Origin of the sequence: Oleomonas cavernae, assembly GCF_003590945.1 — a bacterium.
Taxonomy (GTDB): domain Bacteria; phylum Pseudomonadota; class Alphaproteobacteria; order Zavarziniales; family Zavarziniaceae; genus Zavarzinia; species Zavarzinia cavernae.
Window position 1 is genome coordinate 2,263,615 of sequence record NZ_QYUK01000011.1, and the last position, 20,785, is coordinate 2,284,399.

A 20,785-nucleotide genomic window follows, 5' to 3' on the forward strand; every position below is an offset into this window, starting at 1 on the left:
CGTCTTAGTGCAAGATCGATCGACCAAGCCATGGTTGCCCCCATCCCCTCACCCCACCTTCTCAATCAGCGCCATCGCCGCCGCCGGGTTGCGCACCTTCGCCCCGGCGATGAAATAGGCGAACACGTCCCCCCGCTTCGCCCAGGCCTTGGCCTGCTTCGTGTACCCCGCCAGTTCCGCATCGGTCACCCCGCTGGGCAGGTCCTCGTGGCTGGACATGAAGCGGGCGTAGGTGAAATCGGCGGTGGGTTGGTCGATTTCGGGGAAGTCTTCGTCCTTGGCATAGACGATCGCCACATTGTGGCGGTGGGCGAGGTCGTAGAATTCCTGGGTCTGGAAGGTGGGGCTGCGCACCTCCACGGCGTGGCGCAGGGGGAGGCCGTCCTGCTCCCTGGGCAGGAGGGAGAGGAAGGCGCCGAAGTCGGCGGGGTCGAACTTCTTGGTCGCCATGAACTGCCAGTTGATGGGGCCGAGCTTGTCGCCCAGTTCGCTCAGGCCCTGGCCCACGAATTTCCCCACCGATTCGGCGGCGTCGGCCAGCACCCGGCGGTTGGTGGTGAAGCGCGAGGCCTTCACCGCGAAGACGAAGCCGTCGGGCGTCTCGTCGCGCCATTTGGCCCAGGTGTCGGGCTTGAAGCTGGAATAATAGGTGCCGTTGATCTCGATCGAGGTCAGCCGGCGCGAGGCGTATTCGAGTTCGCGCTTTTGCGTGAGGTCGTCGGGGTAGAAGACGCCGCGCCAGGGCTCGAAGGTCCAGCCGCCGATGCCCACCCTGATCTTGCCCGCCCCAACTTTGCCCGTCTTGTTCTGGCCCGCCATGACGTCGCTCCCGGTGCTAAGGTGGCGGCCATCGTCCATGGAAAGGGCCGCGTCGTGAAGATCGCAAAGACCATCCTGCTCGTCATCGGCATCCTCGCCCTGCTCATGGGTGGGCTGTGGATGGGCCAGGGCAGCGGCTATATCCCTTGGCCGGAGAGCAGCTTCATGATCTCGCAGACACCGTGGATCTGGCGCGGCGCCTTGCTGGCCGTGGCCGGGCTGGTGGCGATTTTCATCGCGCGGCGGCGGTAGGACTCCCGGCCTGTGAGCCCCCGCCGTCATCCCGGCGCAGGCCGGGATCCATTCTGGGGCAGCGCGCGACGTCCCAATGGATTCCGGCCTGCGCCGGAATGACGGGGTATCGAGGGGCGGATTCGCGGCGGCCCCATGGCTGGACGGGCTGGAAACAGCCTGATACAACCACGAACCTTTGCTTGCCCCTTACATTTTGGCCCGTTCCCGCGATGAGCACCGATTACAAAGCGACCGTTTTTCTGCCCGAGACCGGCTTTGAGATGAAGGCCGGGCTGACGCGGAAAGAACCGGCGCTGATTGAACGCTGGGACCGGCTCGACATCTACGGGAAGCTGCGCGCCAGCCGCAAGGGCCGCGAGAAATTCGTCCTGCACGATGGCCCGCCCTATGCCAACGGCAACATCCACATCGGCACGGCGCTGAACAAGATCCTGAAGGATGTGATCAACCGCAGCCAGTCGATGATGGGCAAGGACGCGCCCTATGTGCCGGGCTGGGATTGTCACGGCCTGCCGATCGAATGGAAGATCGAGGAGAAGTACAGGGCCGCCGGCAAGTCCAAGAACGCCGTGCCCGTGGTCGAATTCCGCCAGGAATGCCGCGACTTTGCCGAACACTGGATCGGCGTGCAGAAGGCGGAGTTCCGGCGTCTGGGCGTCGAGGGCGACTGGTCGAACCCCTATACCACCATGGCCTATCCGGCCGAGGCCAGGATCGTTCAGGAGTGCCTGAAGTTCCTGATGAACGGCGGCCTCTATCGCGGGGCCAAGCCGGTGATGTGGTCGGTGGTCGAGGAGACCGCCCTGGCCGAGGCCGAGATCGAATATCACGACCATACCTCGACCACGATCCATGTCCGCTTCCCCGTGGTCTCGGGCCCCGCGGCGCTGCTGGGGGCCGCGATCGTGATCTGGACCACCACGCCCTGGACCATGCCGGCCAACCGCGGCATCGCCGCCGGGGCCGAGGCGCACTATGTCCGCATCAAGGTGACCGATGTGACCGATGCCAGCCGCGCCAAGGTCGGCGAATCGCTGGTGCTGGCGGAACCGCTGCTGGCCCAGGTCCTGCGCGATACCGGCATCACCGATTACGCGGTCGAGGCGCGCCTGGCGGGCGCCGAGATCGCCGGCCACGCCATCTGCGCCCATCCGCTGCGCGGGCAAGGCTATGACTTCGACGTGCCGGTGCTGGCGGGCGATTTCGTCACCATGGATACCGGCACCGGCTTCGTCCACATGGCGCCGGCCCACGGCCCGGACGATTTCGAGCTGGGCCGCAAGCATGGCCTGGAAGTGCCCGAATATGTCGGGCCGGACGGCGTCTATGCCCCCCATGTGCCGCTGTTCGCCGGCCGCCGGGTGCTGCGCGCCAACGGCAAGGACGGCGACGCCAACGGTGCCGTGTGCGAGGCGATCGACGAGGCCGGCGGGCTGCTCAGCCGCGGCCGGCTCACCCATTCCTACCCGCATTCCTGGCGCTCCAAGGCGCCGGTGATCTTCCGCGCCACCCCGCAGTGGTTCATCTCGATGACCACCAACGGCCTGCGCGACAAGGCCCTGGCCGCGATCGACGAGACCCAGTGGGTGCCCGGCGTCGGGCGCAACCGCATCCATGCCATGATCGCCAGCCGGCCCGACTGGGTGATCTCGCGCCAGCGCGCCTGGGGCGTGCCCATCACCGTGTTCGTGAACAAGGCGACCAGCGAGCCGCTGCGCGACGGGCAAGTCAACGAACGCATCGTCGAGGCGGTGCAGGCCGAAGGGGCGGATGCCTGGTTCGCCAGCAAGCCGGAACGGTTCTTGGGGCAGGGTTACGACCCGGCGGATTACGAGCAGGTCACCGACATTCTCGACGTCTGGTTCGATTCGGGTTCCACCCACGCCTTCGTGCTGGAAGAGCGGGAAGAGCTGATGTGGCCGGCCTCGCTGTACCTTGAGGGCTCGGACCAGCATCGCGGCTGGTTCCATTCCTCCCTGCTGGAGGCCTGCGGCACCCGCGGCCGGGCGCCTTACGACGCGGTCGTCACCCACGGCTTCGTGGTCGACGGCCAGGGCCGCAAGATGTCCAAGTCGCTGGGCAACACCATCGCGCCGCAGAACGTGATCGACCAGAACGGCGCCGATATCCTGCGCCTGTGGGTGGCGACGTCGGACTTCTCGGAAGACCTGAAGATCGACAACGACATCCTGAAGGCTAAGGTCGAGATCTATCGCAAGCTGCGCAACACGATCCGTTACGTGCTGGGCAATATCGCGGGCTTCACCGCGGCCGAGAAACTCCCCGCCGAGGCGATGCCCGAGCTGGACCGCTGGGTCCTGCACCGGTTGAGCGAGCTCGACCGCGACATCCGGGCGGGCTACGGCGAGTACGAATTCCACCGCGCCTTCACCGCGCTGGCGGAATTCTGCATCTCCGACCTCTCGGCCTTCTATTTCGACGTGCGCAAGGACGCGCTCTATTGCGACGCGACGGATTCGATCCGCCGCCGCGCCGTGCGCACCGTGCTCGACACGCTGTTCACCTGCCTCACCACCTGGGCCGCCCCGGTGCTGTGCTTCACCACCGAGGAAGCCTGGCTGACCCGCTTCCCCGACGACGAGGGCGAGAGCATCCACCTGCACGAATTCGCCCCCATCCCGGCGACATGGGCCGACGACGCCCTGGCCGCCAAGTGGGAGCGCCTGCGCGACCTGCGCCGGGTGATCACCGGCGCCCTGGAAGTGGAACGGCGCGAGAAGCGGATCGGCGCCAGCCTGCAGGCCAACCCGGTGGTGCATATCGAGGATGCCGGCCTGCTGGCGCTGGCCCAGTCGGTCGACATGGCCGAGCTGTTGATCACCTCAGGCCTGGAACTGGCCGCCGGCCCGGGGCCGGACGGTGCCTTCCGCCTGCCCGACGTGCCGGGCGTCGCGGTGGTGCCGCGCAATGCGACGGGCGAGAAATGCGTCCGCTGCTGGATGGTCCTGCCCGAGGTCGGCGCCCATGCCGATCATCCCGGCCTGTGCCACCGCTGCTATGGGGTCGTCGCCCATGGCTGAGGCCGGCGCCGTGCGGCATCGGGGCCTGGGGCTGATCCTGCTGGCCCTGACCCTGGTCGCCGACCGCGTCTCGAAGGAAGCGCTGATCGGCCGGCTGGACGGGCAGGATGCGATCACGGTGACCGATTTCTTCAATCTGGTCATGGTGTGGAACCGCGGCGTCAGCTTCGGCTTGTTCCAGCAGGGCGACGCTGCCGGGCGCTACCTGCTGACCGGCTTTGCCGTCGTGGTCGCGTTGGTCCTCATTGCCTGGATGTGGCGCAATGCCGCCAGGATCGCGGTCACCGGCCTGGCTTTCGTGGCTGGCGGCGCCCTGGGCAATGCGTATGATCGCGTGGTTTACGGGGCGGTGGCCGATTTCTTCGACTTCCACCTCTTCGGTTTTCATTTCTGGGCGTTCAACATTGCCGACGCCGCGATTACCATCGGCGTCGGTTTCCTGTTGCTCGATGCCTTCCGCGGCGGCGCCAAGGTCGCCCCGTCGCTAAAGGAGCAGTGAAGATGAGCCTGATCATCCGCACCAATGGCCGCCGCGCCCTGGCGCTCACCGGCGTGGCCGCCGCCGGCCTGCTGCTCGCGGCCTGCGACGGCGGCGGCGACATTCGCGCCCAGATGGGCCTGTCGCGCACCGCGCCGGACGAATTCTCGGTGGTGACCCAGGCCCCGCTGGTCATGCCGCCCGACTACAGCCTGCGCCCGCCCGAGCCGGGCGCCCCGCCGACCCAGCAGGCCAATCCCGAACGCGCCGCCTCGGAAGCCGTGTTCGGCGCCTCGCTGGCGACCGGCCCGGCCGCCGGCGCGCCGGTCGGCACCGGCGCCGGCATGGCCCCGGGCTCGCTGGAAACCCTGTTCCTCAGCCGCGCCGGCGCGGCCAATGCCGAGCCGGACATCCGCGCCACCCTGAACCGGGAATCGGGCGCCCTGGTCGAGAAGAGCAACAGCTTCGCCCAGGCCGTGCTGGGCATCCAGACCGACCCGACCGACATCGTGGTCGACGCCCCGGCCGAGGCCCAGCGCCTGCGCCAGAACGCCAACCAGGGCCTGCCGGCGACCAGCGGCGACACGCCGCAAATCAAGCGCGGGGAACCGGGACTACTCGAAGGTGTTTTCTGATCGTGTGCAATCGGCACATGGTCACCTTCGAGAGCCCTAATGGCCCTTATCGACGTCGCGCTCAATCTTCGTCCGGGTTCGCGCAATCCCCTGCTTCGTGCTTTCCCCAAGGCTCGTCGACGCCGTGACGGTGGCGCCATGAGCATCGTCGCCGCCGCCGCGAAGGCCGCCAAGGTGGCCGATCCGTTCCGCCAGTCGATCGAGGAATGCCGCATCGGCCGCCTCACGGGCGAGCAGATCGCCAAGCGCCTGAGCGAGACGCCGGCCGCGCTGGCCAAGTTCCGCGACCAGGCGGCCCGCGGCACGCTGCCGCACTTCTCGATCCCCTATCGCACCGACGACCTGGCCGAACAGGAAGCCGTGGCGGCCCGCATCGCGGCCACGGCCGATCATGTCGTGCTGCTGGGCACGGGCGGCTCGTCGCTGGGCCCGCAGGCCATCGCCCAACTGGTGCAGACGCCTTTCGGCGGCCCGGCCGACCGGCCGCGCCTGGGCTTCCTCGACAATCTCGACCCGGTGGGCCTCGCCGCCGCCCTGGGCTCGATCGACCTGACGCGCACCCATTTCCTGATCGCGTCCAAGTCGGGGTCGACGGCCGAGACCATCGCGCAATTGCTGGTGGTGATCGACGCCCTGGAAAAGGCCGGCTTTGCCGGCGCCAAGCTGGGCGCCAAGCTGACCGTGGTGACCGAGCCGGGCAACAACCTGCTGCGCCGCCTGGCCACCCGCTATGGCGCCCAGATCCTCGACCATGATCCCAACCTGGGCGGCCGCTATGCCGTGCTCTCGGTGATCGGCACCCTGCCGGCGCTGATCCTGGGGCTGGATGCGCGCGCCCTGCGCCGCGGCGCTGCCGCGGCACTGGAAGCCAATCTGCAGGCGCAGGACCCCACTGACGCCCCCGCCGCGGTGGGCGCCGCGGTCTCGGTCGCCGCCGACGATGCCGGCCTCGACCAGACCGTCATGCTCGCCTATGCCGACCGGCTGGAGCGCCTGGCCGCCTGGTGGCGGCAGTTGTGGGCCGAATCGCTCGGCAAGCACGGCAAGGGCACGACGCCGATCACCGCGGTCGGCCCGGTCGACCAGCACAGCCAGTTGCAGCTCTACCTCGATGGCCCGGACGACAAGCTCTATACCGTCGTCGACCTGGCCACCCAGGGCCAGGGCCCCTTGCTGCGCGCCGACCTGGCCGACGATCCGTCCCTGGCCTTCCTGGCCGGGCGGCATATCGGCGACATCGTCGCCGCCCAGGCCCGCGCCACCGGCGACACCCTGGTCAAGTTCAAGCGCCCGGTGCGCCGCCTGACCATCCCCCACCTCGACGAGGCGGCGCTGGGCTGGCTGTTCATGCACTTCACGCTCGAGACCCTGATCGCGTCTGAATTGCTGGCGGTCGACCCGTTCGACCAGCCCGCGGTCGAGGACGGCAAGATCCTGACCCGCCAGTATCTGAGCAACAACACGCTCTGACTGCCATCGGCACCGCGCATGGGGCATGATGGCCCCATGCGTATCCGCCGCCTCTCCGAGTCGACCGTCAACCGTATCGCTGCCGGCGAAGTCGTCGAGCGGCCGGCCAGCGCCGTCAAGGAACTGGCCGAGAATGCCCTCGATGCCGGGGCCGCCCGTGTCGATGTCGTGGTCGAAGGCGGCGGCCGCGGCCTGATCCGTGTCGCCGACGACGGCTTCGGCATGGATGCCGACGAACTGGCCCTGGCGGTCGAGCGCCACGCCACCTCCAAACTGCCCGACGACGACCTGGAAGCGATCGCCAGTTTCGGCTTCCGTGGCGAGGCCCTGCCCTCGATCGGCTCGGTCGCCCGGCTGGAGATCGTCAGCCGGGCGCGCGGCAGCGCTCAGGCCTGGGCGATCCGGGTCGACGGCGGGCGCGTCCAGCCAATAGAACCGGCGGCGATCAATGCCGGCACCAGGGTCGAAGTCCACGACCTGTTCTATGCGACGCCGGCGCGCCTGAAATTCCTCAAATCCGAACAGGCCGAGTTCCAGGCCATCGCCGATGTCATGCGCCGGCTGGCGCTGTCCCACCCGCAGGTCGCCTTCTCGCTGTCGGACGGCAATCGCACGGCCTTGCGGGTGACGGCCGAGAATACCCTGGATGCCGAGACCGCCCGGCGCAACCGCATCGCCGCCGTGATCGGGCGCGATTTCGCCGACAATGCCCTGGCCATCGCGGCCGACCGCGAGGGCATCCGCCTCACCGGCTTTGCCAGCCTGCCGACCTATGCCCGGGCGACCGCCGCCCATCAGTACCTGTTCGTCAACGGCCGGCCGGTGAAGGACAAGCTGCTGACCGGGGCCGTGCGCGGGGCCTATGCCGATTTCCTGGCGCGCGACCGCCACCCCGCCGTCGCCCTGTACCTGGAGATCGACGGCCGCAGCGTCGACGTGAACGTCCACCCGGCCAAGGCCGAGGTGCGCTTCCGCGACCCCGGCCTGGTGCGCGGCCTGATCGTCGGCGCCCTGCGCCATGCCCTGGGCGCGGCCGGCCACCGCGCCTCGACCACGGTCGCCGGTGCCGCCCTGGGCGCGTTCCGGCCGACCGAGCTTTCCCGGCCCAGCTATGCCCTGCCCTTCGGCAACGGCTTCACCGCGCCGGCCCGGTCGAGCCTGGCCGAGCGCACCGCCGCCTATGCCTTCCAGGCGCCGATGGATGCCAACCCGGGCGTCGCCACCACCGCCGTGGCGCATGAGGACGACGACATCGACCGGCCCCTGGGCGTACCCCGCGGGCAGTTGCACCTGACCTATATCGTGGCCGAGACGCGCGACGGCCTGGTCCTGGTCGATCAGCATGCCGCCCACGAACGCCTGGTCTACGAGCGCATGAAGAAGGCAATGGCGGCCGATGGCGGGGTGCGGCGCCAGGTGCTGCTGCTCCCCGAGGTGGTCGAGCTCGACGACGGCGCCGCCGCCCGCATCGCCGCCAAGGCCGACGACCTGGCGCGCTTAGGCCTGGTGGTCGAAGCCTTCGGCCACGGCGCCGTGGTGGTGCGCGAAGTCCCCGCCCTGCTGGGCAAGCTCGACGTGCCGGGCCTGATCCGCGACTTGGGCGACGAGATCGCCGAGCTGGGCGATGCCTTCGCGCTGGACGAAAAACTGGCGCACGTCTGCGGCACCCTGGCCTGCCATTCGGCGGTGCGCGCCGGCCGCCGCCTCACCTATCCTGAGATGGATGCCCTGCTGCGCGAGATGGAGGCGACGCCCCATTCCGGCCAGTGCAATCATGGCCGTCCCACCTATGTCGAGCTGAAGCTCGCCGATGTGGAACGCCTGTTCGGTCGGCGTTAAGGAGTACGGCACATGACGAAACCGCAATCGCTGCTGCAACTGGTCGGCGCCCCTGGCCACCCCTCGCCGCTCGCACAGTCGGCCCTGGTGCTGATCGATATCCAGCGGGAATATCTCGACGGCGCCCTGCCCCTGGACAAGGTGCGCGAGGCAGCAGGCGAAGCGGCAAAACTGCTGGAACTGGCCAGACGCAACGGCGTGCCCGTGATCCACATCGTCCATGCCGAGGCCGACGGCGGCCCCCTGTTCAACCCCGCCACGCGCAACATCGACCTGCTGGCCGAGGTTGCCCCGCAGGGCCATGAACCGGTCCTGCGCAAGGCCTTCGCCAATGCCTTCATCGGCACCGAACTCGACGCCAAGGTGAAGGCGACCGGCCGTTCGGAACTGATCATCGCGGGCAACATGACCCATCTCTGCGTCTCGGCCACCGCCCGCGCCGCGGCCGAGCAATACGGCTACCGCGTCACCGTGGTAGCCGATGCGACCGCCACCCGCGACCTGCCCAACCCGCTGGGCGGCGTGGTCGCGGCCGAGACGGTCCGCCAGACCGCCCTGACCGAGCTGGCCGACGGCTTCGCCGTGGTGGTGAAGGACACCGGCGCCTGGGGCTGAGTCATCCCCGCATCAGAAACGTCACCGCCGCCTTGCCGTAACGCCGACGGTCCAGCACCACAAAGCCCGCCGGCCACGCCGGGTCTTCCTGGCCGTCATGCTCGGCGACGACCAGCGCATCGGGCTTGAGCCAGCCCCGCGCCGCCAGCGCCGCGAGTGCCGCCTCGCACAGGCCCTTGCCGTAGGGCGGATCGAGGAACACGAGATCAGCCGCAGGCCTGCCGGCGGGCGGCACGCCGGGATCGGTCGCATCGCGGTTGATCGCCTTGCACGCCGCCTCGCCCTTCACCCGGCCGATGTTCTCGGCGACCAGGCGCAGGGCGGCCGCATCCTTCTCGATGAAAGTCACCTGGACCGCCCCGCGCGACAGGGCCTCCAGGCCCATCGCCCCGGTGCCGGCGAAGACGTCGAGCACCACCGCGTCCTGCGGCAGGGGCGGATTGCGCGAGGCGAGGATGCTGAACACTGCTTCGCGCAGACGGTCGCTGGAGGGGCGGACGCCGCGATCCTCGGGCGTTGCCAGGATACGGCCGCGATTACGGCCGGCGACGATTCGCATTGCCGCGCCCCTTCGGCGCCGCAGCACCCCCCGAGGGCCGCGTTCCCGGCTTGGCCCCGGGCCGCGATGGCGCTCCCTTGGGTGCCGGTGCCGGTTTGCGCTCGGCCTCGGGCTTTGCCGGGCGGGAACTCAACCGCGCGCTGGCCCGCCCGGCCGCGGCAGGCGGCGCCTTCTGGTCCGGGCTGTGGCGCGGCTGGGTCGCCCCGCTTGCGGGACGGGAACTCAGCCGGCCGGTGGGGCGGTCCGACACCGGCCGCTCCTCGCCCTGCCTGGGTACCCGATCCTTGGGCGCGGCCTTGGCGCGCGGGGCGTCATCCCGCGGCGGCCGGGATGCCGGCCGGCCGCCGGCCCGATCCGGCGCCGGTGGCGCGCCGCCCGGGCGGCCCTTGGCCCGGCCCGGCGGTCCCATCTTGTATTCGGTCTCGCGCTGGGGTGCCGCCGCGCCAACGGCGGGCCGCTTTCCCGCCTTGCTGAAGGGGCGCAATTCCTCGTCCGGGCGCGATGCCCGGCCCCGGGGAGACGGGGCACCGGCCGGTGGGCGTGTCCCCGCCTTGCCGAACGCGGCACGCGGTCCGTCACGACGGGGCGGCACCTGCTCGCGCGGCGGCGGCTCGACCGCTTCGTCGCGGCGGGGCTTCTTCGGCGCCTTGGGCGGCGGCTTGTCGAGGAAGACCTCGTCACCGCGCAGCAGGGCATCCACATGGGGCTGGCCGATCGGCACGATGTCGCCCGGCGCCAGCCGGTCGATATCGAAGGGGCCGTAGGAGACGCGCTGCAACCGGTTCACCGACAGGCCCAGGTGCTCCAGCACCCGGCGGATTTCGCGGTTCTTGCCCTCGGTCAGCGAGACATAAAGCCAGCCGTTGAGGCCGCCGACCCGGTCGATCTCGACCTCGATCGCGCCGTAGCGGACACCGTCGACGGTGATGCCGTGCTTCAGGGCTTCCAGGCGGTTGGGATCGATCTCGCCCGCCACCCGCACCTTGTAGCGGCGCACCCAGGCGGTGCTGGGCAGTTCCAGCCTGCGCGCCAACTCGCCGTCGTTGGTCAGCAGCAGCAGGCCTTCGGAATTGAGGTCGAGGCGGCCGATGGAGATCACCCGGGGCAGGCCCGCGTCTTTCAGGAAATCGAACACCGTGGGCCGGCCCATCTCGTCCTTGTGGCTGACCACTAGGCCGCGCGGCTTGTGGAAGCGCCACATCTTGGGCCGCTGGGGCGCGCCGATGACCCGGCCGTCGACCGTGATCCGTTCCGCGCCGGTCACCTTGAAGGCGGGACTGGCCAGGGTGACGCCGTCGACGGCGACCTTGCCCGCGACGATCATCTGCTCGGCATCGCGCCGGGAGCAGACCCCGGCCCGGGCCAGGTATTTGGCAATGCGTTCGCCCTCGGACTTGTCCGCGGCGGGGGCAGGGTTGGGTGATTTCTCGTTTCTCGACATGGGCGGATCATAGTCGTGTATTTTCTGCGCGCCATGACCAAGACGCCGATGGAAACCGCCCTGCTCGAGGCCCAGGCCGCCGCCGCCCGTGGCGAGGTGCCCGTAGGCTGTGTCATCACCGACGCCGAGCGGCGGATCGTCGCCCGCGCCGGCAATCGCACACGCGAATTGAACGACCCCACCGCCCATGCCGAAATCCTCGCCATCCGCGCCGCCGCCCAGGGCCTGGGCCAGGAGCGGCTGGCCGGCTGCGATCTCTACGTGACCCTGGAGCCCTGCGCCATGTGCGCCGGCGCGATCTCGTTCGCCCGCATCCGCCGCCTCTACTACGGCGCCGACGACCCCAAGGGCGGCGCCGTCGCCCACGGCCCGCGCTTTTTCAGCCAACCCACCTGCCACCACGCGCCAGAACTCTACGACGGCATCGGCGCGGAAGCGGCTGGTGACCTGTTGCGGGACTTTTTCCGCCAGAAGCGGTAGTTTTAAGGGCATCTCCTCCGCACCTACTCGGAAAAGGAGCGTCATCGTGTCCAGTCGCGATAGTTAAGGTACTAAAGAGCCAGGCACGAATCGCGTGGCCGCAGCCACGGACGACGAAACGAGAGCGGCGGCGATCGCCCGATTGCAGGCGCACTGCCGGGCGCTGGTCGGCCCAGATCGCAATATCGTGGATGAGTTCATCGCCGAGCGCCGCCGCGAGGCCGAGCGTGAATGAGCGCGCGTCGGTGGCCTCGTACACTTTGAACGCAAGCGTCGAAATCCGCTGCATCCGCTGAGGCGGGCGGCTAGACTGCCGCCAAAACAACAAGCCAGCGGGAGAGACAGACATGGATTTCGCCTATTCGCCCAAGACCCTGGACCTGATGGAACGGGTCCAGGCCTTCATGGACAAATACGTCTATCCCAACGAGGCGACCTATCACGCCCAGATGAACGCCTTCGGGGTCGAGCGCTGGCAGGTCCCCGCGATCATCGAGGAATTGAAGGACAAGGCCAAGGCGGCCGGCCTGTGGAACCTGTTCCTGCCCGAGAGCGAGCGCGGTGCCGGTCTCAAGAACGTCGAATACGCGCCCCTGTGCGAGATCATGGGCCGGGTGGGCTTCGCGGCCGAGGTGTTCAACTGCGCCGCCCCCGATACCGGCAACATGGAAGTGCTGGAGCGCTATGGCACCGAGGAGCAGAAGCGCAAATACATGGTGCCGCTGCTCGACGGCAAGATCCGCTCGGCCTTCCTGATGACCGAGCCGGCGGTGGCCTCGTCCGACGCCACCAACATCGAATGCGACATCCGCCGCGACGGCGAGACCTATGTCATCAACGGCCGCAAGTGGTGGTCGTCGGGCGCCATGGACCCGCGCTGCAAGATCTACATCCTGATGGGCAAGACCAATCGCGACGCCGATCGTCACGGCCAGCAGTCCCAGGTCCTGGTGGAACCCGGCACGCCCGGCATCACCATCGAGCGCTTCCTGCCCGTCTTCGGCTATGACGATGCGCCCCACGGCCATGCCCAGATCCTGTTCGAGAATGTCCGCGTGCCGGTCGAGAACATCATCTTAGGCGAAGGCCGCGGCTTCGAGATCGCGCAAGGGCGCCTGGGCCCCGGCCGCATCCACCACTGCATGCGCACCATCGGGGCAGCCGAACGGGCGCTGGAGAAGATGTGCGAGCGCCTGGCCACCCGCGTCGCCTTCGGCAAGCCGGTGGCGCACCAGTCGGTCTGGCACGAGCGCATCGCCGACGCCCGCATCTCCATCGACATGGCCCGCCTGCTGACCCTGAAGGCGGCCTGGATGATGGACACGGTGGGCAACAAGGTGGCCCGGGCCGAGATCGCCATGATCAAGGTGGCGGCGCCCAAGATGGCGCTGAAGGTGATCGACGATGCCATCCAGGCCTGGGGCGGCGCCGGCGTCACCACCGACGCCGGCCTGGCCCATGCCTATGCCGGGATCCGGACGTTGCGCCTGGCCGACGGCCCCGACGAGGTCCACCGCGCCCAGATCGCCAAGCTGGAACTGGGCAAGCAACTGGCCCGCCACATGGCCAAGGCGGCGGAGTAACCTGTCATTTCCCTCTCCGCCGCTCGCGGGGAGAGGGAGGGGACCCGTCGCGGTACGCGATGGGGAGGGTGAGGTGGTGGGTCGGGAACGAGCGAACTCTACGCCGCCGACCCACCTCACCCAACCCTCTCCCCCTGAAGGGCGGAGAGGGCTACTTAAATTGGGAACAGCAGCCGGTCGTAATCGTCGGTGTCTTCCAGGAAGGTGACGACGGTGATGCCCGCGGGCTGCACCCGGTAAAGGATCAGGCAGCGGGCGTAGTTGGCGCGGCGGATCTCCGAGCCCTGGTAGCGCGCGGTGACCGGGAAGGCGTGCGGATCGGCGGCGATCTCGCGCAGCTTGTCCTGGAATTCGATGACGAAGCTGTAGGCGCGGATCTTGTTGCGCTGGGCGATCTCGCGGGCCACCGCACGCACGCCGGCCCAGGCCTGGGCGGAGAGGATGACGGTCACGGCGCGGCCTTCGCGGCCGGCATGGCCGCCAGTTCGGCCAGCAGGGCCTCGCACGCCGGATCGAGCGCCTCGACCGAGCCGGCCGCGGCATCGCCCATGCCCTGCACCACCGCCTCGTCCAGCACGGCAAAGCGCCGCTCGTGATCTTCGAGCAGGCGCAGGGCGGCATGGACCAGGTCGGTCACCGTGCCGTGGCGGCCGGCGGCCAGTTGCCGTTCGACGAATGGCTCGAATTCCTTGCCGATCGAATACATCGCCCTCACCCGTCAATCCGGCCGCACCGGGCGGCCCAGGAATACCGTCAGCAGCCGCTCGGCCGCCAGGGTCGGCGTGGTGGCCCCGCTGACCACGGCGGCCTCCAGCGCCGGCGCTTCGGCGGCGACCGCGGGATTGTCCTTCAAGGCCGTCACCAGGCCATCCTCGATTTCGCGCCACAGGGCGGCACGGGCCTGTTCGGCGCGCATCCGCGCCAGTTCGCCCGCACCGTCCATGGCCGCGCGAAATTCGCCGATCACAGCCCAGACCTCGTCCAGGCCCCTGGCCGCGACCGAGGACACGGTCAGCACCTTGGGCCGCCAGCACGAAACCTTGGGCCGCATCAGGTGCAGGGCCGCGCGCAGTTCCGCCGCGGCGCGCTGGGCCGGCTGGGCCAGGTCGCCGTCGGCCTTGGTCACCACCAGCAGGTCGGCCAGTTCCATGATGCCGCGCTTGATGCCCTGGAGATCGTCGCCGCCCGCCGGGCTGGCCAGCAGCACGAACAGGTCGACCATGTCGGCCACCGCGGTTTCCGACTGGCCCACCCCCACGGTCTCGATGAAGACGACGTCGAAGCCGGCCGCCTCGAGCAGCAGCATGGCCTCGCGGGTGCGCCGGGTAACCCCGCCCAGGGTACCGCTGGAGGGGCTGGGCCGGATGAAGGCATTGGCCTCCCGCGCCAGGGTTTCCATCCGCGTCTTGTCGCCCAGGATCGAACCGCCCGAGAGGCTGGACGACGGATCGACCGCCAGCACGGCCACCTTGTGCCCGGCCCGCACCAGATGGGTGCCGAAAGCCTCGATGAAGGTCGACTTGCCCACCCCGGGCGGGCCCGAGAAGCCGACGCGGATCGACCTGCCCGTGGCCGGCAGCAGCCGTTCGAGCAGGCGCGAGGCCTGGGCGCGGTGATCGGCCCTGGTCGATTCGACCAGGGTGATCGCCCGGGCCAGGGCGCGGCGCTGTCCGGCCAGAATGCCATCGGCAAGCGACGCAGTGTGGTGGGAGATCGGCGCCTTCTGGCCGGCGGGGCTGGAACCTGCAATCATGTTACGGATTTATCAGGGCAGACGCCGCAGGCAAAGCCCCGCGCAGCGAGAGCCATTGGCCTACCGCTCCGCTGCAGCCGCCCGTCGCGGCTTGGGCATAGAACTCAGAAGCTCCCAGGCGAAATGCTTCACAGCCGAATCCAAGATATAGAGGCCGCCAGCCGGATCATAAATTACGAAGTATTTGGGCGGATATCCTATCGGATAGGTTAAGGAAACTGGATGGTCTGGCAACAATATCTCGACGATCGAACCGTTACTCATGCTTGCGCCCGGCGCCTGGGATTCGGCAGCAATATCACTCATGTCGACGAATCGCAAAATCTCATCGCGATTTGTAACCGACCAAATCCCCTCTCCCAGATAAGAGGCGCCATATTTCCCTTCAAGAACATCCCTTCCATAATTGAATTTTCTGGGGCCATGCGCAGAATTTGGGAAATTCGTACCGAAGTCGCATACGGAAGCCAGCATGTCCAATTCATCACGACTCACGGCGATATATTTCGGTTGGCCCGCCGGCGATATTCTTGAATGGATGCTTTCTACCTGTTGCCACTGGCTCTTTTCACACACATCGAATCTCAGGCTGACCACCACCGCCATGTCGGTGGAGCCGGGATCGCGCTGCGCGAAGGGATAGACGGGAGGTGTAAACTGACGGTCGTGGAGCCACCCAAGCATTGGCCCTTCGACCTTCTTTATGGCAAGCTTCGCCTTGCAACCCTTGACGGGAAAATTCGCCGGACAATGCCAGCCCGGGAACAAGAATTCGCGAGTTACGGATGATGTCGTGACGGCTATATCCAGGGTTTCGACATCATAGACCTCGCCTATTTCCGATTTCGCCATTCGGGCCGGATCTATGTCTAGAGGCACAGCGACAGACATGTCCCCCGTGAGAGGGATATCGACCCACTCGCTGTCGTAAGTCCATTTGTCGGCAACGCCATACATCCCATTCGGAATGGTTTTGCGGCTGGCAACCAAGTCCACGCTCACCGAGCGCAGACCATCCGGGCCTTCGACCGATACCTCCACGACCGCGCGAAAATCGTCGTTCGAAGCTTCGCAACAGACAGAGCGGTGAATCAACGCCGTCGTAAAACAGCCGCTCATAGCCACGGCCGTCAGCATCAGGCAGGCGATCGCCGACAGACGCTTTCCGACTGATTTCCCCCACGACGCTCGCATCGGCCACCGCTCTCGGCACACCCCACGGTCGCACTCTTCTATCTCGATAGCAACCATGCATAGGGCGTGGCCCACACAGACCGGGGCCGTCTCCGCGCGGATCGGCGGCGACTGGCCGATCAGCCCGGAACCTGCAATCATCTCTTGGATTTATCAGGGCAGACGCCGCAGGCAAAGCCCCGCGCGGCGTCATCGAGAGGGATGAACCATGCGTATCGTTCGTCACCTGACCACCGCCACCGTGGCGGGCGCCTTTGCGATCCTGCTGGGCGGTGCCGCCCAGGCGGCCGGCGCCGACCGGGTCGACCTCACCTACCGCGTCTTCGTCGGCGGCCTGCCCGTCGTCGAGGTCGACACCAAGACCACGATCGACGGCGAGCGCTATCGCATGGATGGCCTGGCCCGCACCGTCGGCCTGTGGGAGAGCCTGTTCGAGGCCCGCATGATGAGCCGGGTCGACGGCCGCTTCACCGCTGCCGATCGCGACGCCCGGCCCATGCTGTACCAGACCCGCTATGACGGCGACATCGGCAGCAAACGCTCGATCAACGTCACCTTCGACAAGACCGGGCCCAGCAACGTGAGCGTCGAGCCCCAGAATGCCGACGACAACCGCCGCCCGGTCGAGCCTGAATTCCTGCTGGGCACCATCGATCCGGCCAGTGCCGCGATCCTGGCCACCGGCAGCGGCGACGGGGCCGATATCTGCACCCGCGAGTTCAAGGTCTTCGATGGCCGCCGCCGCTATGACGTCGCCTTCGAGAACCGCGGGCCGACGCAGATCCAAGCCCAGGACGAGCGCTTCTTTTCAGGGGAAGCCACCCATTGCGTCATCCGCTATCGCCGGGTGAAAGGCTTCGATCCCGACTGGGAGCGCCAGAACGCCAAGAAATTTCCCAACGAACTCGATATCTGGTTCGCCCGCTTCGACGGCCTGCCCCGGCCGATCCCGGTCAGGGTGCAGGTCACCTCCGACTACGGCGTGATCATCGCCCAGCTCATTGCCCACGGCGTCACCAAGACCGACAGCCTGGAAGACGCGGCCTCGGTGCTGCCGCCGCCCGATCGCGACAAGATGGGCGGGTGAAGCCACCTTGTGCCCCTGCATCGCGACGAGCACAATCCCGAAGGCTTAGGGGGAGTGCTGTATGGTCGAGCTTGTCGATGAGGCACAACCGGAAGCCGACGCACGGCCCCCGGAAAACCCACGACGCGCCCTGACCCAACGCATCCCCGGCTATCTGGCCCGCCACATCTCGGTCAGCGTCGGCTTTCTGCTGATCATCCTGGCCGGCCTGCCGATCGCCGTATGGCTTGATCTCCGCGATCTCTCGGACCGCTCGCTGCGCGATCAGGCCCACGCCTTCACCTCGATGATCGACAGTGTGCGCGGCTACTACGCCACCAATGTGGTCGGCCGCATTCTCGCGGCCCACGATACCCCGACCAGCGTCCTGCCCAATTACGCCACGGTCCCCGGCGCCATCCCGATCCCCGCGACCCTGTCGCTGGAGCTGAGCGACGTCATCAGCGACGCCAACGGCAGCCTGAAGTTCCGCTTCTTCTCCGATTGGCCCTTTGCCAACCGGGCCCCCATCAGTTCGACGATTTCGAGCGCCAGGCCCTGGCCATCCTGCGCGCCGATCCCAAGGCGGATACCAACGAGGTTTCAGGCTCGATCTTCAACCGCAATGTCCGCCTGGTCACGCCGATCATCATGGCTGCCGGCTGCGTCAGTTGCCACAACAGTCATCCCGACAGCCCCAAGCGCGACTGGAAGGTGGGCGATGTGCGCGGCATCGAGGAGGTTACGATCCAACAGCCGATCGCGGCCAACATCCTGGCCTTCAAGTATCTGATCGGTTACTTCGCGCTGGTGACCATCATCGGGGTCACCTTCATCGTCCAGCAGCGCCATCAGGCCAGGATCATCCAGGCGGTCAATCAGGAACTGGGACGGACCAACGCCTTCCTGCTGACGGTCTCCAGGAAAATCGCCAAATACCTCTCGCCGCAGCACTACCTCAGCATCTTCAGCGGCGAGAAGGACGTCACCATCTCGACCGAGCGCAAGAAGTTGACGATCTTCTTCTCGGATATCGTCAACTTCACCGCGACGACCGAGCGGCTTCAGCCCGAAGATTTGACCGCGCTGCTGAACGAATACCTGACCGAAATGTCGACGATCGCGGCCAGGCACGGCGGCACAGTCAACAAGTTCATTGGCGATGCCATCCTCATTTTCTTCGGCGATCCTGCGACACGCGGCGTGGTCGAGGATGCCCGGGCGTGCCTGGCCATGAGCTTTGAAATGCAGGCGCGCCTGACCGACCTGAATGCCAAGTGGCGCAACCAGGGCATCGAGGAACCGTTCCAGATCCGCATCGGCATCAATACCGGCTATTGTAACGTCGGCAATTTCGGCAGCGACGATCGCATGGACTACACGATCATCGGTGCGGAAGCCAATCTCGCCGCCCGGCTGCAGTCGATCGCGCAACCAGGCGGCATCGTAGCCGGTTACGAGACCTATATGCTGGTCAGCAACGAGGTCGATGGCACGGCCTTGGAGCCCATCACCCTGAAGGGGATTTCGCACCCGGTGGTCCCCTACGCGATCCAGGCGCGCGACAAAGCCCGGCATGCGGCGATCTACAGCGAGCGCAGCCCCGGCTTCGACCTTTTCCTCGACGTCGGGACGATCGATTCCACGGCCGCCGACCGCGTTCGCCGGGTGCTCGAGGAAGCCCTGTCATCCATGCGCGACCGCAAGTAGTTCGCCTGCTAGTCCCTTGCGCCGGCATGCGCCTTGGCGGCGTGGATGCGGCGGTCGGCATAGCTGGTGACCCGGGTCTCGGCGATGAAGGCGTCGTTGCTCTCCGCCGCGTGATCCATCGAGATGGCGGCATCGGTATAGGCGAGGCGGTCCTTTGCGCGCCGGGCATGGCGCATCATCAGGTTCAGCCGCGTATGGGTCAGCAACATGCGGGCCAGCGCCGAACCTGTCTTGAACCAGTGCTTGGGATAGAACACCAGCGGCGTCTCGACGGGCAGCCCATGACGGCGCTGCTGCCGACGGCGGATGCGCAAGACGCCGCTCTCGAGCTTGGCGACGCCTTCGATGCGCACCGCCTCGCGGTAGCCCAGCAGGCGGTTGACCGTCATCCGCGGCTTGTGGGAGCGCAAGGCGACCATGCGCTTCATCACCGTGTTCATGTGCTCCCAGCTATAGAAGCTGCGATGGGCGGCGACATAGGCCTCCTCCCACTCGGCATCGGACATGCGGGGGTGGTGGGTGACGCGGTGATTGAGGTCGTACTTGCCCATGTCCGGGTCCATCCACGCCCCGGCCTCGTGAAGCTTGCGGTGATCCTCGCAGCCCGGCAGCGGGGTGAGATAGTTCAGGTACAGGCAATCGACCGGAAACTGCTGCTTGATCACCGCAATGTCGTGCAGGATCGATTCCTTGGTGTCGTTGGGAAAGCCGATGATGTAACCGCAGATGATCACGACGGCATGCTGCTTCCAGGCCAGGAACATCTCGCGGTAATCCTCGACCCGGTTCTGGCGCTTCTTGGCCCCCTCCAGGCTGTCGGAATTGATGTTCTCCAGGCCGATGAAGATCTGGTCGGCGCCGGCGGCGAAGCATTTGTCGATGAAGCGCGGGATCTTGTGGGCCAGCGTGTCGACCTGGATCACCAGATGCGCCTTCAGCCCCTCCTCGCGCAGCGCGATCAGGCGGTCGGCGAAGGCCTCCCAGTTGCGGTTGCGGGCGAAATTGTCGTCGGTCAGGAAGAATTTGTGGATGCCGTTGGCGGCATTGGTGCGGATGATCGCTTCCAGGTCGTCGGGCGTGCGGAAGCGGCTCTTGCGGCCCTGGACGTTGATGATGGTGCAGAAGGAACATTCGAACGGGCAGCCTCTCCCTAAATCGAAGCTGGTATAACCGCTCATGTTGCGGGCGATCTCGGCCGGCGGCAGCAGCGGCAGGGGCGCGCCGGCCAGGTTGGGCTGGTCCTTCACATGGTTGTAGATCGGCTTGAGCGCGCCCGCATAGCCGTCGCGGATGACCTCGTCGATGCGCCCGTCCTCCGCCTCCCCGGCGAAGAAGGACAGGCCCATGGCCTGCGCCTCGATCAGGTCCGGCGGCAGGTCCTTCAGCATCGAGAGAATGCCCGAGACATGGAAGCCGCCGACGCAGACCTGGACACCGGCGGCGCAGAACGGCCGGGCAAGGTCGACCGCGCGGGGGAACTGGTTCGACTGCACGCCGACCAGGAACACCAGCAGCCGGGCGCCCGCGCGCCTGGTTTCGCGGATGATCCTGGCCGGATCGATCTTGGCGTTCACTTCGTCGATCACCACCGAGCGGATCTGCACGTCCGCCCCCAGCACCTGCCGGTCGATGGCGTCCTGCACGATGCCGGCGACGCAGGCGAGCGAATTGGACGGAATCAGCGACCGCCACCACTGGACCGGATAGCCCAGGTCGTCATAGCGGGTGGGTTTCAGCAGATAGAGATCCAGACGATCCATCGAGCCTTACCGCCCCCCGCGGTCAACAGGCATTGAGGATACGCACGCAACATGGTGAACATCGCTAGTAAGCCACACCACCCCCGG

At 67.4% G+C, this 20,785-nt stretch carries 20 protein-coding genes; 12 read left to right on the forward strand and 8 right to left on the reverse strand.

Annotation, left to right across the window (positions count from 1 at the left end; all coding sequences use genetic code 11):
• Positions 1–48 precede the first annotated feature (48 nt).
• Complete coding sequence (locus D3874_RS14690; protein ID WP_119778749.1) at positions 49–819, reverse strand: DUF72 domain-containing protein; 771 nt, start codon at positions 817–819, stop codon at positions 49–51.
• A gap of 21 nt (positions 820–840) precedes the next feature.
• Here D3874_RS14690 and D3874_RS28570 point away from each other — a divergent pair, with 21 nt between their 5' ends.
• The 7 genes from D3874_RS28570 to D3874_RS14725 all read left to right on the forward strand — a co-directional run bounded on the left by D3874_RS28570 (position 841) and on the right by D3874_RS14725 (position 9,152).
• Positions 841–1,071, forward strand: coding sequence for a hypothetical protein (locus D3874_RS28570; RefSeq protein WP_119778750.1), 231 nt, complete (start codon positions 841–843; stop codon positions 1,069–1,071).
• Positions 1,072–1,283: 212 nt separating this feature from the next.
• Positions 1,284–4,115 (forward strand): isoleucine--tRNA ligase, encoded by a 2,832-nt coding sequence (gene ileS / locus D3874_RS14700; RefSeq protein WP_119778751.1) that lies wholly within the window; start codon positions 1,284–1,286, stop codon positions 4,113–4,115.
• Entirely contained in the window at positions 4,108–4,614 is a 507-nt protein-coding gene (gene lspA / locus D3874_RS14705; protein WP_119782306.1) for a signal peptidase II, read from the forward strand. The genes ileS and lspA overlap by 8 nt, the downstream gene beginning before the upstream one ends.
• Positions 4,615–4,616: 2 nt before the next feature.
• On the forward strand, positions 4,617–5,228 hold the full coding sequence (locus D3874_RS14710) for a DUF3035 domain-containing protein (RefSeq protein ID WP_119778752.1): 612 nt from the start codon (positions 4,617–4,619) through the stop codon (positions 5,226–5,228).
• 138 nt (positions 5,229–5,366) lie between these two features.
• Positions 5,367–6,698, forward strand: coding sequence for a glucose-6-phosphate isomerase (locus D3874_RS14715; RefSeq protein ID WP_119778753.1), 1,332 nt, complete (start codon positions 5,367–5,369; stop codon positions 6,696–6,698).
• A 36-nt stretch (positions 6,699–6,734) separates the two neighbouring features.
• Entirely contained in the window at positions 6,735–8,537 is a 1,803-nt protein-coding gene (gene mutL / locus D3874_RS14720; RefSeq protein WP_119778754.1) for a DNA mismatch repair endonuclease MutL, read from the forward strand.
• Between the two features lie 12 nt (positions 8,538–8,549).
• Complete coding sequence (locus D3874_RS14725; protein WP_119778755.1) at positions 8,550–9,152, forward strand: cysteine hydrolase family protein; 603 nt, start codon at positions 8,550–8,552, stop codon at positions 9,150–9,152.
• Between the two features lies 1 nt (position 9,153).
• Here the strand turns inward: D3874_RS14725 and rsmD are convergent, their stop codons facing one another.
• Positions 9,154–9,711: a 16S rRNA (guanine(966)-N(2))-methyltransferase RsmD gene (gene rsmD / locus D3874_RS14730; RefSeq protein ID WP_119778756.1), complete on the reverse strand. Its 558-nt coding sequence runs from the start codon at positions 9,709–9,711 to the stop codon at positions 9,154–9,156.
• On the reverse strand, positions 9,689–11,152 hold the full coding sequence (locus tag D3874_RS31215) for a pseudouridine synthase (protein WP_119778757.1): 1,464 nt from the start codon (positions 11,150–11,152) through the stop codon (positions 9,689–9,691). The genes rsmD and D3874_RS31215 overlap by 23 nt, the downstream gene beginning before the upstream one ends.
• A 15-nt stretch (positions 11,153–11,167) precedes the next feature.
• Between D3874_RS31215 and D3874_RS14740 the strand changes: the two genes are divergently transcribed.
• The 3 genes from D3874_RS14740 to D3874_RS14745 all read left to right on the forward strand — a co-directional run bounded on the left by D3874_RS14740 (position 11,168) and on the right by D3874_RS14745 (position 13,215).
• On the forward strand, positions 11,168–11,632 hold the full coding sequence (locus D3874_RS14740) for a nucleoside deaminase (RefSeq protein WP_456306417.1): 465 nt from the start codon (positions 11,168–11,170) through the stop codon (positions 11,630–11,632).
• A gap of 94 nt (positions 11,633–11,726) precedes the next feature.
• Positions 11,727–11,867, forward strand: a complete 141-nt coding sequence (locus D3874_RS28575; protein WP_158596040.1) for a hypothetical protein — start codon at positions 11,727–11,729, stop codon at positions 11,865–11,867.
• Positions 11,868–11,979: 112 nt separating this feature from the next.
• A complete protein-coding gene (locus D3874_RS14745; RefSeq protein WP_119778758.1) occupies positions 11,980–13,215 on the forward strand; it encodes an acyl-CoA dehydrogenase family protein in 1,236 nt (411 codons plus the stop codon).
• Positions 13,216–13,370: 155 nt separating this feature from the next.
• Here the strand turns inward: D3874_RS14745 and D3874_RS14750 are convergent, their stop codons facing one another.
• From D3874_RS14750 to D3874_RS14765, 4 genes are read right to left on the reverse strand one after another with little or no spacing between them, the layout of a single operon-like run.
• Complete coding sequence (locus D3874_RS14750) at positions 13,371–13,667, reverse strand: type II toxin-antitoxin system RelE/ParE family toxin (protein ID WP_119778759.1); 297 nt, start codon at positions 13,665–13,667, stop codon at positions 13,371–13,373.
• Entirely contained in the window at positions 13,664–13,921 is a 258-nt protein-coding gene (locus D3874_RS14755) for a type II toxin-antitoxin system ParD family antitoxin (RefSeq protein WP_119778760.1), read from the reverse strand. Before D3874_RS14755 ends, D3874_RS14750 begins: the two co-directional genes overlap by 4 nt.
• A 12-nt stretch (positions 13,922–13,933) precedes the next feature.
• Positions 13,934–14,968, reverse strand: coding sequence for a methylmalonyl Co-A mutase-associated GTPase MeaB (gene meaB / locus D3874_RS14760; protein ID WP_119778761.1), 1,035 nt, complete (start codon positions 14,966–14,968; stop codon positions 13,934–13,936).
• Positions 14,969–15,028: 60 nt separating this feature from the next.
• Entirely contained in the window at positions 15,029–16,303 is a 1,275-nt protein-coding gene (locus D3874_RS14765) for a hypothetical protein (RefSeq protein ID WP_119778762.1), read from the reverse strand.
• 67 nt (positions 16,304–16,370) lie between these two features.
• On the opposite strand from D3874_RS14765, the gene D3874_RS14770 reads away from it, so the two are divergent.
• Positions 16,371–17,249, forward strand: a complete 879-nt coding sequence (locus D3874_RS14770) for a DUF3108 domain-containing protein (protein ID WP_119778763.1) — start codon at positions 16,371–16,373, stop codon at positions 17,247–17,249.
• Positions 17,250–17,732: 483 nt separating this feature from the next.
• Complete coding sequence (locus tag D3874_RS14775) at positions 17,733–18,938, forward strand: adenylate/guanylate cyclase domain-containing protein (RefSeq protein WP_199699071.1); 1,206 nt, start codon at positions 17,733–17,735, stop codon at positions 18,936–18,938.
• Between the two features lie 8 nt (positions 18,939–18,946).
• On the opposite strand, the gene D3874_RS14780 is transcribed toward D3874_RS14775, so the two are convergent.
• Complete coding sequence (locus D3874_RS14780; protein WP_199699072.1) at positions 18,947–20,698, reverse strand: B12-binding domain-containing radical SAM protein; 1,752 nt, start codon at positions 20,696–20,698, stop codon at positions 18,947–18,949.
• Positions 20,699–20,785 lie beyond the last annotated feature (87 nt).

What these genes read in the sequence shown, in the direction of transcription:
- D3874_RS14690 (WP_119778749.1), bottom strand. Translation starts at nt 819, where the DNA reads ATGGCGGGCCAGAACAAGACGGGCAAAGTTGGGGCGGGCAAGATCAGG.
- ileS (WP_119778751.1), top strand. Translation starts at nt 1,284, where the DNA reads ATGAGCACCGATTACAAAGCGACCGTTTTTCTGCCCGAGACCGGCTTT.
- lspA (WP_119782306.1), top strand. Translation starts at nt 4,108, where the DNA reads ATGGCTGAGGCCGGCGCCGTGCGGCATCGGGGCCTGGGGCTGATCCTG.
- D3874_RS14710 (WP_119778752.1), top strand. Translation starts at nt 4,617, where the DNA reads ATGAGCCTGATCATCCGCACCAATGGCCGCCGCGCCCTGGCGCTCACC.
- D3874_RS14715 (WP_119778753.1), top strand. Translation starts at nt 5,367, where the DNA reads ATGAGCATCGTCGCCGCCGCCGCGAAGGCCGCCAAGGTGGCCGATCCG.
- mutL (WP_119778754.1), top strand. Translation starts at nt 6,735, where the DNA reads ATGCGTATCCGCCGCCTCTCCGAGTCGACCGTCAACCGTATCGCTGCC.
- D3874_RS14725 (WP_119778755.1), top strand. Translation starts at nt 8,550, where the DNA reads ATGACGAAACCGCAATCGCTGCTGCAACTGGTCGGCGCCCCTGGCCAC.
- rsmD (WP_119778756.1), bottom strand. Translation starts at nt 9,711, where the DNA reads ATGCGAATCGTCGCCGGCCGTAATCGCGGCCGTATCCTGGCAACGCCC.
- D3874_RS31215 (WP_119778757.1), bottom strand. Translation starts at nt 11,152, where the DNA reads ATGTCGAGAAACGAGAAATCACCCAACCCTGCCCCCGCCGCGGACAAG.
- D3874_RS14745 (WP_119778758.1), top strand. Translation starts at nt 11,980, where the DNA reads ATGGATTTCGCCTATTCGCCCAAGACCCTGGACCTGATGGAACGGGTC.
- D3874_RS14755 (WP_119778760.1), bottom strand. Translation starts at nt 13,921, where the DNA reads ATGTATTCGATCGGCAAGGAATTCGAGCCATTCGTCGAACGGCAACTG.
- meaB (WP_119778761.1), bottom strand. Translation starts at nt 14,968, where the DNA reads ATGATTGCAGGTTCCAGCCCCGCCGGCCAGAAGGCGCCGATCTCCCAC.
- D3874_RS14765 (WP_119778762.1), bottom strand. Translation starts at nt 16,303, where the DNA reads ATGATTGCAGGTTCCGGGCTGATCGGCCAGTCGCCGCCGATCCGCGCG.
- D3874_RS14770 (WP_119778763.1), top strand. Translation starts at nt 16,371, where the DNA reads ATGCGTATCGTTCGTCACCTGACCACCGCCACCGTGGCGGGCGCCTTT.
- D3874_RS14780 (WP_199699072.1), bottom strand. Translation starts at nt 20,698, where the DNA reads ATGGATCGTCTGGATCTCTATCTGCTGAAACCCACCCGCTATGACGAC.